Genomic DNA, 15512 nt, shown 5'->3' on the forward strand with positions numbered 1-15512 from the left:
GGCTTCACCACCGGGGGCGGGGGCTTCACCGTCTTCACGAGGGCCGGACGCGGATCCACGCCCGGGAAGACGACGCGCCGCGAGGCGAAGGGCTCGCCCGGCGTGGGGCGCTGGAGGATGAGCTCGAACTGCTTGCCGTCGCTCACCGCGTGCATCTCGCCGTTCACGTCCGTGCGGAACGTCTTCGCCCCCACGCCCTTGAAGCGCGTGAGCACGTCCCGGACCTTCGCGTCCCGGCCCAGGCCTTCATCCATGCTGAACACGGCGCCCTGCGGACGGACCTCCTCCAGGAACCCCTGCGAATTGGCTCCGGCCACCCCAGGCGAGGCGACCTTCAGCAACGTGGCGTTCCCCAGCAGTCCGTTCTTCAGGAGGACCTCCTCCGTCTCCGCGCGCGCCGCGCCCGCGAACAGGACCGACGTGTTCCGGTACGTCAGGCGCAACACGATGGAGTTCGTCGCGTTCCGGCCTTCCGCATCCGAAGCGCCCTTCAAGAGCGGCGTCGCGGGGGCGCGGGGCCAGAGCACCGTGAGGTTCACCTCGTCCTCCAACTGCAACCGGACCGACTCCTGGGGCAGGTTCGCGGAGGACGCGGGCGAGAAGACCTGCACCCCGCGCGAGCCCACCGCGCCCAGCAGCGCGTCGTAGGCGGACGACGTGTCGGGCAGTTGCGGCTCCAGCAGCCGGCGCGCGCCCACGCGCTTGAGCACCGCGTCCAGCGCGCCGTGGTGCTTCGGATCCGGATGCGTGAGGACGACGAGATCCAACTCCCGGCGCAGCAGCTCCGGCAGCCGGTTCACCAGGTGTGACTCGGCCGTGGTGGGGCCCGAATCCACCAGCACCGTGTTGCCGCTCGGCGAGACGATGAGCGCGGCCTCTCCCGCGCCCACGTCGAAGAAATACACGTGGAGCTTTCCGTCCGGCGCGCCACCGAAGTAGCGCGACTTCTCCGGGCCCGGAGCCTTCTTCGGCGGTTCGGGCGTCGGCTGACACGCCAGCGAGGCGAGCAGCACGCCCACTCCGAGGGCGATGCGGGGACTCATGGGTGACAATCCTCGGCGGGGCGCCGCTCACGCTGGGCGTCGGCGCGGCGGGTATAGACGGTGCGCTCGTTCTTCGAACGCTTCAGGGTCGAGCAGCTCTCGCGGTGGAACACCTTGCTGCCCTTGAGGGACACGAAGTTCTGGCCTGTCTCCTCGGACGTGCTCGTCGGCGCGGGGGCGGACGGCGCGGTCTTCGACTTCTTCGAGGCGCCTCCCGGTTCAGGTGGCTTCTCCACCGCGCGGCCGGAGCGGCGGTCCGGCGTGGATTCGATGGGGCCGAGCGCCACGGGGCTGCCCGCATGCTGCGCGCCGGACACGCTCACGGTGGACTCCGCGCCCTTCGAGGAGCGCAGGGTGACGGTCGAGCCGTCGCTCACCGCCATCACCTCGCCGTCCTGGTCGGTGCGGAAGGTGCGCGCGTGCACGTCGCGCAGGCGGCCCATCACCTCCGGGCTTGGGTGGCCGTAGTCGTTACCCACGCCGCAGGAGATGACCGCGGCCTGGGGGGCCACCCGGTCCAGGAAGGCTGCGGTGGAGGAGTGCTTGCCGCCGTGGTGCGCCACCTTCAACACGGTGGCCGTGAGGTCCAGCGGCTTCTGGAGCAGCGCCTCTTCCGTGGGCGGCTCCGAGTCCCCCGTGAAGAGGAAGGACGTCTTCGCGTAGGTGAGCTTGGCGACGATGGAGTTCGCGTTCGCGTCCGAGCGAGTGTTGGCGAGGAAGGGCTCCTGGGGCATGCGCGGCCAGAGCATCGTGAGGGACACGCCCTCGCCCAGGCCCACCGTGAGCAGCGTCTGGGGCGCGGCCGCGTTGGGCTCCGGCGTCATCACCTGGCCCACCTCCCGGCCCACGAAGTCCAGCAGGGCGCGGTACGCCTCGCTCGGGTGGTCGAAGCCGGGGTCCATGAAGCGCTTCGCGCCCACCGCCTTCAGCGCCGCGGGCAGGCCGCCCAGGTGGTCCAGGTGCGGATGGGTGAGGATGACCAGGTCCAGGGGTTGGTTCACCAACTCGCGCAGCCGCGCCGCCAGCCGCGTCCCGGCCTCCGGGGGCCCACCGTCGATGAGCACCGTCTTGCCCGTGGGCGACACGATGAGCGCCGCGTCCCCCTGGCCCACGTCGAGGAAGTAGACCGTGAGCCTTCCTGGCGTGGGGGCGGGGAGGGCCGAAGGGGCCTGGGAGTCCCGCGTGGCCGCGTGGCCCGGCAGCGCCGTGAACAGGAGGAACAGGACACCCAGCAACCGCGCGAAGACCTTCACGGCGGGAACTCTACCGCCCCGCTCCCATTCGCGGCACTCCCTGCGTCGGATGGATGTCGGTGCCCCCCGCGAGCGCTTCCCCGCCGCCCTGGAACTGGGTTAAGGGGCCCGAATGTCGTCCGACGCCGAAGCTTTCCTCACCCTCCTGGAAGAGCTGGTCGACCAGGCCCGTCATCGCCTGAACGCCCGGAAGGTTTCCCAGGAAGCGGTGCCCCCCGCGGCCGTGCTGAACCCGGAGCCCCCGCGCCCACCCCTGGTGAAGACCGCCACCGCGCGCGTGGACCCCGCGTCCATCCTGAAGGCCCAGGACCTGGCGCCGTACATCGACCACACGCTGCTCAAGCCGGAGGCGCGCGCCGAGGACGTGGTGCGCGTGGCCGAGGAGGCCCGCCAGTACGGCTTCGCCACGGTGTGCGTGAACAGTTGCCACGTGGCCACCGCCGCGCGGGTGCTGGCCGGTGCGTCCGCCGTGCCCATCGCGGTGGTGGGCTTCCCGCTGGGCGCCATGCTGCCCCAGGCCAAGGCCTACGAGGCGCGCGAGGCCATCCGCGCCGGGGCGCGCGAAATCGACATGGTGCTCAACCTGGGCGCGCTCAAGGCCCACGACTACCAGCGCGTGCACCAGGACATCGCCGCGGTGGTGGACGCGAGCCACCCGATTCCCGTGAAGGTCATCCTGGAGACGGGCCACCTCACCGACGAGGAGAAGGTCGTCGCCTGCGCGCTGTCCAAGGCGGCGGGCGCCGCGTTCGTGAAGACCTCCACCGGCTTCGGGCCCGGCGGGGCCACGGTGAAGGACATCGAACTGATGCGCGCGGTGGTGGGCGACGAGGTGGGGGTGAAGGCCTCCGGGGGCGTGCGGTCGGCGGAGGACGCGGTGAAGCTGATTCGCGCGGGCGCCAACCGGCTGGGCGCTTCCGCGTCCGTGGCCATCGTCAGCGGTCAGATTTCCACCGCGCAGTACTGACCTCCCAGCGCCCGAGAGCCCACCGTGACCCCGAAGCAGCAAGAGGACTTCCTCCAGCAGTTGCTCGCGCTCCATGCGGAGCTGACCGGGAAGACGCCCCTGCGCATCGAACCCAACCGCACCGACGAGGCGCGCGTGGGCGGTGACGAGGACGAGCAGCCCCTCAACGAGATGATGCAGACCATCGCCTCCAGCCGGAACCGCAACACCGACGGCACGCTGGCGCGCGTGGTGAAGGCCCTTGGCAAGCTGCGCGAGGAGCCGGACTCCTTCGGCGAGTGCGAGGAGTGCGGCGACGACATCCCCCTGGGCCGCCTCAAGGCCATGCCGTACGCGGAGTTCTGCGTCACGTGCCAGGGCAACAAGGACGGGCCCAAGGGGCCCGTGCGCCGCAAGCACCTCACCGACTACGACGGCTGAACAACACCCCCCCGCGCGCATGGCCGTCCCGGCGGTGCGCGCCCCCTTCCTCCTAAAACGACACGAGGCGACGCGCGATGGACACCACCGGACTCAGGGAGCGGGCGGAGGCGTGGCGCAAGGCGGATCCGGATCCGGAGACCCAGGCGGAGCTGGCCCAGGTGCTCGCGACGTCGGACTGGGCGGACCTGGCGGACCGCTTCGCGCAGGACCTGGAGTTCGGCACCGCGGGCCTGCGCGGCGTGCTGGGCGCCGGCCCCAACCGGATGAACCGCGCCGTCGTGCGGCGCACCACCGCGGGGTTCGCGCGCTACCTCAAGGCCACCGTGCCGGACGTCACCACGCGCGGCGTGGTGGTGGGCCGGGACGCCCGGCGGTTGAGCAAGGAGCTGGCGGAGGACGCCGCCGCGGTGTTCGTCGCGGAGGGCATCCCCGCGCACGTCTTCCCGGAGCCGGTGCCCACGCCCGTCACCGCGTTCGCCGTGCTGCACCTGAACGCCGCCGCCGCGGTGATGGTGACCGCCAGCCACAACCCGCCCGAATACAACGGCTACAAGGTCTACTGGGGCAACGGCGCCCAGATCGTCCCCCCGCAGGACGTGGGCATCGCGGACGCCATCGCGAAGGTGGAGCCCGCCAACCAGGTGCCGCTGCTCACCCCCGCCGAAGGCCGCGCGAAGGGCCTGTGGCGCGACCTTTCGGAGGACGTGGGCAACGCGTACCTGCGCGCCATCCTGGACCTGCGCCTGTACAAGAAGGGCAGCGACACGCTGTCCCTGGTCTACACCGCCATGCACGGCGTGGGCGGCCCGTGGGCGGTGCTCGCGCTGAAGGAGGCGGGCTTCCCGCGCGTGACGCCGGTCGCTGAACAGCAGCAGCCCGATGGGCGCTTTCCCACCGTGCGCTTCCCCAATCCGGAGGAGCCGGGCGCCATGGACCTGTCGGTCGCCACCGCCGAGCGCGTGAAGGCGGACGTGGTGCTCGCCAACGACCCGGATGCGGACCGGCTGGCGGTGATGGCGCGCGACGCGTCCGGGAAGCTGCGCCTGCTCACCGGCAACGAGGTGGGCGTGCTCCTGGGCCACTACGTGCTTACGCAGGGGACGAAGCACGGGCGCGCGCACGTCGTCACCACCATCGTGTCGTCCACGCAGTTGGGCGAAATCGCGCGCGGGCTGGGCGCCGCGTACGACGAGGTCCTCACCGGCTTCAAGTGGATCGCCAACCGCGCGCTGGAGCGCTCGAAGCAGGAGGGGACGCAGTTCGTCTTCGGCTACGAGGAGGCGCTCGGCTACACCGTGGGCACCGCGACGCGCGACAAGGACGGCGTGGGCGCGGCGCTGGTGGTCGCGGACATGGCCGCCTGGTGCGAATCCCGTGGCACCCACCTGCTGGGTTACCTGGAGGAGATCCAGCGCACCTTCGGCCTCCATGTGGGCGCCCAGCGCAACGTCACGCTGCCCGGGGCGGCCGGGGCGCAGACCATCCGCGCCATCATGCAGGCCTTCCGCGCCTCACCGCCGGAGCGCATTGGCGGCACCCGCGTGAGCGCCGTGCGCGACTACCAGAAGGGCGAGGGCGGCCTGCCCCCGTCCAATGTCGTCGCCTTCGCACTGGAAGGCGGGGGGCGTGTCACCCTGCGTCCGTCCGGCACCGAGCCGAAAATCAAATACTACTTCGAGCACAAGGAGACGCCCGCCCCCGGCGAGCCGCTCCCCCAGGCCCGCGAGCGCGCGGAAGCGAAGCTGTCCGCCCTCATCGATGCGTTTCTCGTCCTGGCTCGCGAGCGCGGCCAGCCCGCCTGAGCTGTTTGAAACCCTGAGTCCTGAATCACCCTTCAACTCCGGGCCGCGCGTGCTGCGTGGCGGCCCTTCGCAGAAAGGAAACGCGTGAAGCGCTTCATTCCTGGTTTCCTCCTCGCCGTGCTCCTGGCCGTTCCCGTTCCCGCGCTGGCGCAGCGTGGGCAGGGCTGGTCCGTGCTGGCCGCGGACACGGTGGGGCAGGGCCGCAACGTGTTCACCGGGCAGATTGGCTACCCGGGCCTGACGCTGGGCCTGCTGCATGGCGGCTCGGACAGGGTCGACATTGGCGGCAAGTTCTCCTTCAACTGGGGCCGTGAAGGCCTGGTGGACGCGACGGACGAGGGCCTCAAGCTCCAGCTCTGGCTGCGCATCATGCTGGCCAAGACGTCCAACGTGTCCTTCGCGCTCACCTTCCAGCCGGGCACGTTCGTCTACTTCCCGCGCAACAACACGGCCTTCGGCATGGTGTTTCCCGTGGGGTTCGTGGTGGGGATTCCCGTCGGCAGCGCGCTGACGCTCAACGCCGGCATCGACATCCCGTTCAACGTCTACATCGGCGAAGGCATCGGGCCGGTCATCCCCATCCTCTTCGGAGGCGGCCTGGAGTACTTCGTCAACAACCAGTTCAACGTGAACTTCAACCTGCGGATGGGACCGTCCATCTTCCCCCGCTTCGACGACAGCGCCTTCACCATGGAAGCGCTGGCGGGCGTGGCCTACCGCTTCTAGCTCCGGCTCGCGGGCTCGGACGGGGAGCCGCTGCTTCCCCGTCCGGGCTGTGCGCTACCAGGACGACGTCTGCTCGGGCAGCTCCACCGTGAAGGTGCTGCCCAGGTTGACGCGGCTCTTCACGGTGAGCTTGCCGCCCATGCACTCCACCAGGGTGCGCGCCACCGTGAGGCCCAGGCCCACGCTCTTCTCCGGGGCCTTGGTCGTGTAGTACGGCGAGAAGATGGCCTGCAGCTCGTCCTCGAAGATGCCGATGCCGGTGTCCTTGACGAAAAGCTGGGGCCCGAAGTCCCCGAACATGTCCGGCATCTCCACGCCCACGTGCACGATGCGCGGACGGTCCTGCACGTCCTCCACCGCGTCCACCGCGTTGCACACCAGCTCCGTCACCACCTGCTCCAACTGACGGCGGTTGAAGACGACCGCGATGGGGTCCTCCGAGAGGATGACGCGCACATCCGCGCGGCCCAGTCGCCCGTCGGCGCGCAGGTGGGACACCACCTCCGGCACCAGCTCGCGCAGGTCGAAGCGCTGGGTGTCCTTGGGGTTGGAGGGCCCCAGCGACAGCAGGTGCTGGCCGTGCAGGCGCATCTGCTCACCGGCGACGCCCAGCTTGAGCAGCTCCTCCGGGTCCGGCGGCAGCCCCTCCGCCGCGCGGGCGCGCACATGCGCCAGCGCCCGGTGCAGGCCCACGCCCAACTGGCCCATCTGCGTCGCCACGTCCGCGGCGAGCGTGCCCACGCGGGCCAGCTTCTCCATCCGCACCCAGCGCGTGCGCGGGTCCTGGAGCACTTCCTGGATGCCGCCCTGTTCGCGGTGCGCCTTGAGCTCCAGCAGGGTGTGGACGCGGACCTTCAGCTCCATCGGATCCAACGGCTCGGTCGTCAACAAGTCGTCCACACCTGCCTCCATCACCTCACGTCGCGTCTGGCGGTCCGCGGAAGGGGTGAGCATGAGAATGGGGAGCTGCGGGTGAGTCATCTCCTGGCGGAAGCGCCGGAACGCGGCCAGGCCCACCGTGCGGGCCTGCCCCACGTCCAGCAGCACCAGGTCCGCGGACTGGCGGGACACCGCTTCCAGCGCGGCCGTCGTTCCCCGGGCGCGCATCACGTCGTAACCCGCGGGCGTCAGGATGGAGCGAACCCGCTCCGCGTCGCCCGCGTCCATGTCCACCGCGAGCACCCGCGGCCGGTAAGGTGACGTCGAGCCCACAGCCGTCGTCTCCATTCACGCCACCCCGACCTGGAAGCCGGCCCCGGACACCATCCCGAGGCTGGAGGAATGCTTCATGACCCCGACCAGGGCCACCCGCTGCGCCTGCTCGATGATCCATCCGCAATCCGACATGCGCGTACTCTCATGCCAGCGGCGTGCCGGACGTCCACCAGCCGGCAGATCAGCCCACCCTGTAATTCTCCGGAATCGCGGTCCAATAACGGCGGGGGGTTGGCGGATCCCAGGAGGACTACCTGACGCAACAGGGCAGGTTGCCGCTTCAAATTTGCTGAGTCGCGCTTGACCAAAAGTAGGGTTCGACCCGGGTGTGAATATACCCGGTCCCCTCTCAAAATGGCCTACCGGGACTCTTGTTCGTAGGGGGTGCCCAACGCGGCGGGGGCGTGGCCACGCTGGCCCTGGAGGCCCAGGACGAGGAGGGTCAACAGGTAGGGCAGGGCGAGGAGGAAGCCCTGCGGTACCAGTTCGAGGAGCCAGGGGGCGCTCGACGCCAGACCGATGCGCAGCGCGTTACCGAAGGCGAAGAAGAGCGCGGCGGCGAAGGCACCCAGGGGGGTCCACCGGCCGAACACCATGGCGGCCAGGGCCATGAAGCCCAGGCCGGCGGGGGTGTGCTGTTCGAAGCGATCCAACACCGCGGTGGACAGCACCGCGCCGCCCAGGCCCGCCATCAACCCGCCGCCCAGCACGGCGGCCCACCGCAGGCCGGACACGGACAGCCCCAGCGTGGCCACGGCGTGCGGCTTGTCGCCCACGGCGCGCAGCCGCAGGCCCAGGGGCGTGCGCGACAGCAGGAGGTGGAAGGCGAAGGGCAGGGTGAGCGCCAGGTACGTGGGCGCCGAGTGGCCGACCAGCGCGCCCAGGAGCGGCACGTGGGCGAGGGCGGGGACGTTCCAGCGCGACAGTTGGGTGATGGCGGGCGTGCCGTTGGGGCCGAAGAGGGACTCCAATAGGAAGGTGCCTCCCGCCATGGCCACCAGGTTGAGGGCCATGCCGGAGACGACCTGATCCGAACGCCAGCGGATGCTCAGGAAGCCGTGCACCGCCGCGATTCCCGCGCCCGCGACCATGCCCACCAGCACGGCGAGCGGGGTGGGCATCGCGAGCGCCGCCACGGCCGCGCAGAAGGCGCCCGTGCGCATCATGCCTTCCACGCCCACACTCACCACGCCGGCGCGCTCGGACAGCATCGCGCCCAGCGCGGCGAACACCAGGGCGGGGGCCGCGTCCAGGGTGGAGAAGAGCAGCGAGTGGAGCACCTCAAGCACGGGGCACCTCCACCGCGGCCCGCTGCGCGCGACGCCGGTTCAAGAGCGCCAGCCACACCATCCGGCCGGCGACGAAGAGCAGCGCGAAGCCCTGGATGAGCTCCGGGAAGCTCTTGTGCACGCCCAGCAGCTGCATGCGCGTGCCGCCCGCGCGCAGGATGCCGAAGACGGCCGCGGACACCGCCGCGCCCAGGGGATGGTTGTTGCCGATGAGCGCGATGGCGATGCCGTCGAAGCCGTACGGCGCGCCCAGCGTGCCCGGGTAGCGGCCTTCCGTGCCCAGCACCAGCACCGCGCCCGCGAGCCCCGCCAGCGCGCCCGCGAGCGCCATGGCCCCGCCCGCCCGCCACAGGGTGGGGATGCCCGCCGCGCGCGCCGCTTCCGGCGTGAGGCCCACGGCGCGGGTCTCGTAGCCGGAGCGCGTGCGCCCAAGCCACACCCAGACGGCCAGCGCCGCCACCAGCGCCAGCGGGAAGCCCAGGTTGAGGCGGGAGCTGTCGCCGAGGAGCCGGGGCAGTTGCGCGGTGGAGAGGATCTCCGCGGTGCCGGTGATGGACGACTGGTGCCCCTGGGCCACGGCGCGCAGCGGTCCGATGACCAGCCAGTTGTCCACGAGGCTCACCGCCACCCAGTTGAGCATGATGGTGGAGATGACCTCGTGCACGCCGCGCTTGAGCTTGAGCAGGCCGGCGATGCTCGACCACACCGCGCCCGCCGCAGCCGCCGCGAGCAGGGCCAGGGGTACGTGCAGGACCGCGGGCAGCGACACGTGCGCGCCGACGAGGGCCGCGGCCAGGGCGCCCCAGATCATCTGCCCCTGCGCGCCGATGTTGAACAGGCCCACCTTGAAGGCCACCGCCACGGACAGGCCGGTGAGGGTGAGCAGCGCGGCCTTCATCGCGGACTCGCCCAGGGGGCGCAGCACCGAATTGGCGTTGCCGCCCTCCAGGTACGCGGGCCAGTTGCCCACGCCGCCCCAGAGCATCTGGAGGTAGGCCTTCGTGGCGGTGTCCGCGTCGCGCGTGAGGGCGATGGTGAGCCAGCACACCGCGAGCGCCAGCAGCACGGAGAGCACCGACGGCAGCACCTGCCGCGTCCGCTCACCCATGGTCGGACTCCGCGCCCAGCATGCGGCGGCCCAGCTCTCGCTCGTCCAGATCCTTGCGCGGGAAGTGCCCCGTCACGCGCCCTTCGTAGAGGACGTAGACGCGGTCCGACAGCGCCAGCACCTCCTCCAGGTCCAGCGACACCATCACCACTCCCGCGCCTCGGGCCTTCGCCTCGCGCAGTCGCGCGTGCACCTGGGCCACCGCGCCGATGTCCAGCCCGCGCGTGGGCTGCACCACGACGAGCAGCTTCGGATCCGCGTCCAGTTCGCGTGCCACCACGACCTTCTGCTGGTTGCCGCCGGACATCGCCTGGAGCGCCATCGTCGGGTCGGGCGGGCGCACGTCGTAGGTGGTCAACAGTTGGTTCGTGCGCTCGCGGCGTCCCTTGAAGTCCACCCAGGGCCCGCGTGCGAAGGGCGGCTGGCGGTGCCGGCCCAGCGCCACGTTCTCCTCCACGCTCATCGCCTTCACCACGGCGCGCGCCAGCCGGTCCTCGGGCACATGGCCCACGCCGCGTGCCTTCGCCCGTGCGGGCGTGAGGTCCGCGAGCGGGCCTCCGAGCAGCGTGCCTTCTCCACCATCGAGGGCGCGCAGGCCGGTGAGGACCTCGGCCAGTTCGCGCTGCCCGTTGCCGTCCACCCCGGCGATGCCGACGATTTCGCCCGCATGCACGGTGAGGCTCACGCCCTGGAGCGCGGGACGGCCATTGTCGCCCTTGGCCCGCAGGTCCTTCGCGTCGAGGACGATGGGGCCGGATGGAGCCGTGCCCTCATCGCTCCTGGTCGAGGCCGTGCCCGCACCCGCCGCCACGGTATCCGACCCGGACGGACCCGCCGTCACGGGTACGCCGGTCAGCGCCGCGCCGCGCGAACCCTCGCCCACCATCAGCGACGCCAGCGCGGAGACGGTCGTCTCGGAGGCGCGCACTTCAGCCACCGTGCGGCCCCGGCGCATCACCGCCACGCGGTCCGCGACGCCCAGCACTTCCTTGAGCTTGTGGCTGATCAACACCACCGTGCGCCCCTGCTGGACGAGCCCGCGCATCACCTGCGCCAGTTCGTCCGACTCCTGGGGCGTGAGCACCGCCGTGGGCTCATCCAGGATGAGCACCTGCGCGCCCCGGTGCAGCGCCTTGACGATTTCGACCTTCTGCTGAGAGCCCACCGTGAGCGTGTCCACGCGCGCCCGGGGATCCAACTGGAAGCCGAAGCGCTTCGCCGTGGCCGCCACCTCGTCACAGGCCCGGTCCAGGTCCAACAGGCCACGCTTCGTGGGCTCGCGGCCCAGCACCACGTTCTCCGCCACCGTCAGCGTGGGCACGAGCATGAAGTGCTGGTGCACCATGCCGATGCCCCTCGCGATGGCGTCGCGCGGGCTCTTGAGCCGCACGGGCTTGCCGTCCATCAGGAACGTGCCCGCGTCCGGGTGGTACAGCCCGTACAGCACGTTCATCAGGCTGGACTTGCCCGCGCCGTTCTCGCCCACCACCGCGAGCAGTTCACCCGGGACGATGTCCAGCGACGCGTCCTCCAGGGACACGCACGACCCGAAGCGCTTGGCGATGTGCTGGAGGGAGATCAGGGCGCGGCGACCTGGAACGAGGACAGCTCCGAGGCCGTGCCCGGCACCGTGAGCTTGCCGGCGAGGATCTGCTGCCGCAGCGCCTCCACCTTCTGGAGCGCCTCCGCCTTGCCCGGGAAGTCCACGCGCACGTCGGCCATGCCCACGCCGTTCTCCTTCAGGCCCAGCACCTGCTCGCCGGCGGTCAGCTTGCCGTCCACCAGGTCCTTCGCCGCCTGGTACACCGCCAGGTCGCTGTGCTTCACCATCGACGTGAGGATGGCGTCCGGCGCCAGGTGCGACTGGTCCGAGTCCACGCCGATGGCGAACACCGTCTTGCCCGCGGCCCGCGCCTCCTTCACCGCCTGGATGACGCCCAGCCCGTCCGTGCCCGCCGCGTGGAAGATGACGTCCGCGCCCTTGGCGATGAGGTCCTGCGCCACTTCCTTGCCCGCCGACACGCTGTTGAAGCTGCCCGTGTACACGGCCATCAGCGCGTCCGCCGCCTTCGCGTTCGTGGTGCGCACGCCCGCGCGGTAGCCCACGTCGAAGCGCTTGATGAGGGGCACCTCGATGCCGCCCACGAAGCCCACCTTGTTCGTCTTCGTGACGAGCCCCGCCAGCGCGCCCACGAGGAAGCTGCCCTCCTGCTCCTTGAACAGCACCGTGCGCACGTTGGGCAGCGACTTCGCCTTGCCCTGCGCGTCCATGAGCTGGCTGTCGATGAGCAGGAACCGGGCCTCCGGGTTTTCGGTCGCCACGTCACGCACCGCGTTGGCCAGCAGGTACCCGTTGCCGATGGTCAGCTTCGCGCCCTGCTCCACCAGCAGTTGGAGGTTGGGGGCGTAGTCCTCCTGCGCCTTGCTCTGGAGCACCAGCGGCTGGATGGGCAGCGGCTTCACTTCGGGTGCGAGCGCGGCCAGGTCGGAGGAGATGGACTGACGCACCTCGCCAGCGGGGGCGTCCACGTACTTGCCGCCCTCGTACTTCTTGCCGGCCGCCCACAGCTCCAGGCCGCGCAGGGACGCGTCGTTGAAGGAGTGGTCTCCGCGCCCACCCACGTCGATGACCAGGCCCACGACGGTGGGCTTTGCCTCGGGCGGCTTCGTGGCGGTGGCGGACGGGGAGGGGGCCTTGGGGGCTTCTTCCGTCTTCTTGGAACAGGCGCACAGGAGCGCGGCCAGGGCGAACACGTGGAGTCGGCGGAGCATCATGGGCTGGCTATCTACCAGATGAAGCGCGGCCTTTCCCTTTCCTGGGAAGTGCATGGGGAGGGGACTTCCTGCTATGGCCCTGACCCGTGCAACCCTACGAGCTCATCAAGGCCAAGCGCGACGGCGGCAGGCTGGACCCGTCGGACATCCAGGCGTTCATCCAGGCGTACACCGCGGGCACCGTGGCCGACTACCAGATGGCCGCCATGTGCATGGCCATCTTCTTCAAGGGCCTGGACTCGCGCGAACTGGGCGCCTGGGCCCGCGCCATGCTCCACTCCGGCGAGGTCCTGGACCTCTCCGACACGCCCGCCATCAAGGTGGACAAGCACTCCACGGGTGGCGTGGGCGACAAGGTGTCCCTGAGCCTCGCGCCCCTGGCGGCGGCCTGCGGCGTCCCCGTCCCGATGATCTCCGGACGCGGCCTGGGCCACACCGGCGGCACCCTGGACAAGCTGGAGTCCATCCCGGGCTTCCGCGTGGACCTGTCCACCGCGGACTACCGCCGGCTGGTGCGCGAAGTGGGCTGCTGCCTCATCGGCCAGACGGCCCAGGTGGCGCCCGCGGACAAGAAGCTCTACGCGCTGCGCGATGTGACGGCGACGGTGGACTGCATCCCGCTCATCGCCTCGTCCATCATGAGCAAGAAGCTGGCGGAGGGCATCGACGCGCTGGTGCTCGACGTGAAGGTGGGCAGCGGCGCCTTCATGAAGACGGCGGACGACGCGCGCGTGCTCGCCCGGACCATGATTGGCCTGGGCGCGGAGATGAACCGCAAGGTCGTGGCCCTGCTCACGGACATGGATCAGCCCCTGGGCCGCCAGGTGGGCAACGCCCTGGAGGTCCGCGAGGCGGTGGACATGCTCCGCGGCGAAGCGCCTGACGACTACACGGAGATCACCTACGCCCTGACGGCGGAGATGCTCGTGCTGGGCAAGAAGGCCGCCACCGTGGAGGAGGCGCGCGAGAAGCTGCGCCGCTCCGTGGAGGACGGCAGCGCGCTCAAGAAGCTCAAGGAGATCGTCCAGTCGCAGGGCGGTGACCCGCGCTCCATCGACGACTACTCGCTCTTGCCCACCGCGAAGGCCACGACGGACGTGGTCGCGCCCAGGGACGGCTTCGTCACCGGCATCCACACCGAAGGCGTGGGACTTGCGGCGGTGGCGCTGGGCGCGGGACGGCAGCGCGTGGACAGCAAGATCGACCCGGCGGTGGGCTTCACGCTGCTCAAGAAGCCAGGCGACGCGGTGAAGCAGGGCGAGCCCGTGGTGCAGGTGCACTACAACGACAATGGCCCCGTGGAGGCGGTGAAGGCGCGGCTGCTCGCGGCCTACCAGTTTGGCGACCGGGCGCCCGCGGTCCGCCCGCTGGTGCTGGAGCGGCTGGAGTAGGCGCGCCCCGCGCGCCGAGGCTACGCAAACCACCATGGCCCCCTCGTTCCGAGACCTGCTGTCGGAGGTGAAGAAGGAGATCCGCGAGGTCTCCCACGAGCACGTCCGCCAACTGCTCGACTCCAGGGCGCCGGTGAAGCTCATCGACGTGCGCGAGAGCGACGAGTACGCGGGCGGCCGGCTCCCGGGCGCGGTGCACATCCCCCGGGGCTACCTGGAACTGCGCATCGAGGAGCAGGCCGGGCGCGACGAGGAGGTCGTCCTCTACTGCGCGGGCGGCACCCGGTCCGCGCTCGCGGCCCGGACGCTGCGGGAGCTGGGCTACACGCGCGTGTCGTCGCTCGCGGGCGGCTACAACCGCTGGAGCGACGCGGCCTACCCGGTGGAGAAGCCGGTGGTCCTCTCCTCCGAGCAGAAGGAGCGCTACCGCCGCCACCTCACCCTCCCGGAAGTAGGGGAGGAAGGGCAGGCGCGGCTCTTGAAGTCGAAGGTGCTGCTCCTGGGCGCGGGCGGGCTGGGCTCTCCCGCCGCGCTGTACCTGGCCGCCGCGGGCGTGGGCACGCTGGGCATCGTGGACGCGGACGTGGTGGACCTGAGCAACCTCCAGCGCCAGGTGCTGCACACCCTGGAGCGTCGGGGTCAGCCCAAGGTCCAGAGCGCGAAGGCGGCCATCGAGGCGCTCAACCCGGACGTGAAGGTCGTCCCCTTCGAGGAGCGGCTCACCACCGCCAACGTGGAGCGCATCCTCGCGGACTTCGACCTGGTGCTGGATGGCGGGGACAACTTCCCCACGCGCTACCTGCTCAACGACGCGTGCGTGCTCGCGGGCAAGCCCAACATCCACGGCTCCGTGTTCCGCTTCGAGGGGCAGGTAACAACGTTCCTACCCAATAACGGGCCCTGCTACCGCTGCCTCTACCCGGTGCCGCCGCCGCCGGAGCTCGCGCCCTCGTGCGCGGAGGCGGGCGTCCTGGGCGTGCTGCCGGGGCTCATCGGGATGCTCCAGGCGACGGAGGCCCTCAAGCTGCTGCTCGGGGTGGGGGAGTCGCTTTCCGGGCGGCTGCTCACCTTCGATGCGCTGGGCACGCGCTTCCACGAGCTCAAATTGCGCAGGGACCCGGAGTGCCCGGTGTGCGCGCCTGGGGCGAAGGTGGAGCTCATCGACTACGAGCGCTTCTGCTCGACGGGGGGCTGACGGTCCGGCCCGGTGGGTCGTGGGGCATCGTCCTCCCTGGCGGGACGGGGGTGCATTTTCAGGAACAACGGTCTAGACGAGGCCGCGTATGATGCCGCCACCCTGGAGCTGGGGCGCGGTAGAACGTGACCCGGTCGGGTCATGCGAGTGCAGCGGTAGGGAGACGACGGCGATGTCCGAGCAGAACGAGAACCAGGACGCGGACAAGAAGGCGGCGGAGGACCGGCGCGATTCGCCCCGCGTCCCCATGCGTCTGAAGGTCCGCTGGCAGGGCGGCACGGAAACCTTCCTGGACCGTGCGGGTGACCTGTCCCTGGGCGGGGCG

13 protein-coding genes are annotated in these 15512 nt (G+C 70.8%); 6 read left to right on the plus strand and 7 right to left on the minus strand.

Annotation, left to right across the window (positions count from 1 at the left end):
• Both D7V88_RS28640 and D7V88_RS28645 read right to left on the minus strand, forming a co-directional pair.
• Positions 1–1043, minus strand: a 1043-nt coding sequence (locus tag D7V88_RS28640; protein WP_120543803.1) for a ComEC/Rec2 family competence protein, incomplete at its 3' end; no start/stop codon positions are given.
• Positions 1040–2296, minus strand: a complete 1257-nt coding sequence (locus tag D7V88_RS28645; protein ID WP_208726526.1) for a ComEC/Rec2 family competence protein — start codon at positions 2294–2296, stop codon at positions 1040–1042. The genes D7V88_RS28640 and D7V88_RS28645, both read right to left, overlap by 4 nt.
• A 112-nt stretch (positions 2297–2408) precedes the next feature.
• Between D7V88_RS28645 and deoC the strand changes: the two genes are divergently transcribed.
• From deoC to D7V88_RS28665, 4 genes are all read left to right on the plus strand, one after another.
• A complete protein-coding gene (deoC, locus tag D7V88_RS28650) occupies positions 2409–3263 on the plus strand; it encodes a deoxyribose-phosphate aldolase (protein WP_120543804.1) in 855 nt (284 codons plus the stop codon).
• A 24-nt stretch (positions 3264–3287) separates the two neighbouring features.
• A complete protein-coding gene (locus D7V88_RS28655) occupies positions 3288–3683 on the plus strand; it encodes a TraR/DksA family transcriptional regulator (protein WP_120543805.1) in 396 nt (131 codons plus the stop codon).
• 77 nt (positions 3684–3760) lie between these two features.
• Entirely contained in the window at positions 3761–5488 is a 1728-nt protein-coding gene (locus D7V88_RS28660; RefSeq protein ID WP_120543806.1) for a phospho-sugar mutase, read from the plus strand.
• Positions 5489–5572: 84 nt separating this feature from the next.
• Positions 5573–6214 carry a hypothetical protein gene (locus D7V88_RS28665; protein WP_208726528.1) on the plus strand — a complete coding sequence of 214 codons (642 nt, stop codon included), beginning with the start codon at positions 5573–5575 and terminating at the stop codon, positions 6212–6214.
• 54 nt (positions 6215–6268) lie between these two features.
• On the opposite strand, the gene D7V88_RS28670 is transcribed toward D7V88_RS28665, so the two are convergent.
• From D7V88_RS28670 to D7V88_RS28690, 5 genes are all read right to left on the minus strand, one after another.
• Positions 6269–7441 (minus strand): sensor histidine kinase, encoded by a 1173-nt coding sequence (locus D7V88_RS28670; protein ID WP_120543808.1) that lies wholly within the window; start codon positions 7439–7441, stop codon positions 6269–6271.
• Between the two features lie 347 nt (positions 7442–7788).
• Positions 7789–8718 (minus strand): ABC transporter permease, encoded by a 930-nt coding sequence (locus tag D7V88_RS28675; RefSeq protein ID WP_120543809.1) that lies wholly within the window; start codon positions 8716–8718, stop codon positions 7789–7791.
• Entirely contained in the window at positions 8711–9826 is a 1116-nt protein-coding gene (locus D7V88_RS28680) for an ABC transporter permease (RefSeq protein WP_120543810.1), read from the minus strand. The genes D7V88_RS28675 and D7V88_RS28680 overlap by 8 nt, the downstream gene beginning before the upstream one ends.
• On the minus strand, positions 9819–11366 hold the full coding sequence (locus D7V88_RS28685) for an ABC transporter ATP-binding protein (RefSeq protein ID WP_120543811.1): 1548 nt from the start codon (positions 11364–11366) through the stop codon (positions 9819–9821). Before D7V88_RS28685 ends, D7V88_RS28680 begins: the two co-directional genes overlap by 8 nt.
• Positions 11367–11404: 38 nt before the next feature.
• A complete protein-coding gene (locus D7V88_RS28690) occupies positions 11405–12598 on the minus strand; it encodes a BMP family lipoprotein (RefSeq protein WP_120543815.1) in 1194 nt (397 codons plus the stop codon).
• Between the two features lie 89 nt (positions 12599–12687).
• Between D7V88_RS28690 and D7V88_RS28695 the strand changes: the two genes are divergently transcribed.
• Together D7V88_RS28695 and moeB are read left to right on the plus strand one after the other, a co-directional pair.
• A complete protein-coding gene (locus D7V88_RS28695) occupies positions 12688–13992 on the plus strand; it encodes a thymidine phosphorylase (protein WP_120543812.1) in 1305 nt (434 codons plus the stop codon).
• 34 nt (positions 13993–14026) lie between these two features.
• On the plus strand, positions 14027–15187 hold the full coding sequence (gene moeB, locus D7V88_RS28700) for a molybdopterin-synthase adenylyltransferase MoeB (RefSeq protein WP_120543813.1): 1161 nt from the start codon (positions 14027–14029) through the stop codon (positions 15185–15187).
• Positions 15188–15512: the final 325 nt, after the last annotated feature.

It is taken from the genome of Corallococcus terminator, assembly GCF_003611635.1.
Classification (GTDB): domain Bacteria; phylum Myxococcota; class Myxococcia; order Myxococcales; family Myxococcaceae; genus Corallococcus; species Corallococcus terminator.

Bases quoted from the DNA above. Each gene is read 5' to 3' on its own strand.
- D7V88_RS28690 (WP_120543815.1), bottom strand. From the start codon at position 12,598: ATGCTCCGCCGACTCCACGTGTTCGCCCTGGCCGCGCTCCTGTGCGCC.
- moeB (WP_120543813.1), top strand. From the start codon at position 14,027: ATGGCCCCCTCGTTCCGAGACCTGCTGTCGGAGGTGAAGAAGGAGATC.
- D7V88_RS28660 (WP_120543806.1), top strand. From the start codon at position 3,761: ATGGACACCACCGGACTCAGGGAGCGGGCGGAGGCGTGGCGCAAGGCG.
- deoC (WP_120543804.1), top strand. From the start codon at position 2,409: ATGTCGTCCGACGCCGAAGCTTTCCTCACCCTCCTGGAAGAGCTGGTC.
- D7V88_RS28670 (WP_120543808.1), bottom strand. From the start codon at position 7,441: ATGGAGACGACGGCTGTGGGCTCGACGTCACCTTACCGGCCGCGGGTG.
- D7V88_RS28680 (WP_120543810.1), bottom strand. From the start codon at position 9,826: ATGGGTGAGCGGACGCGGCAGGTGCTGCCGTCGGTGCTCTCCGTGCTG.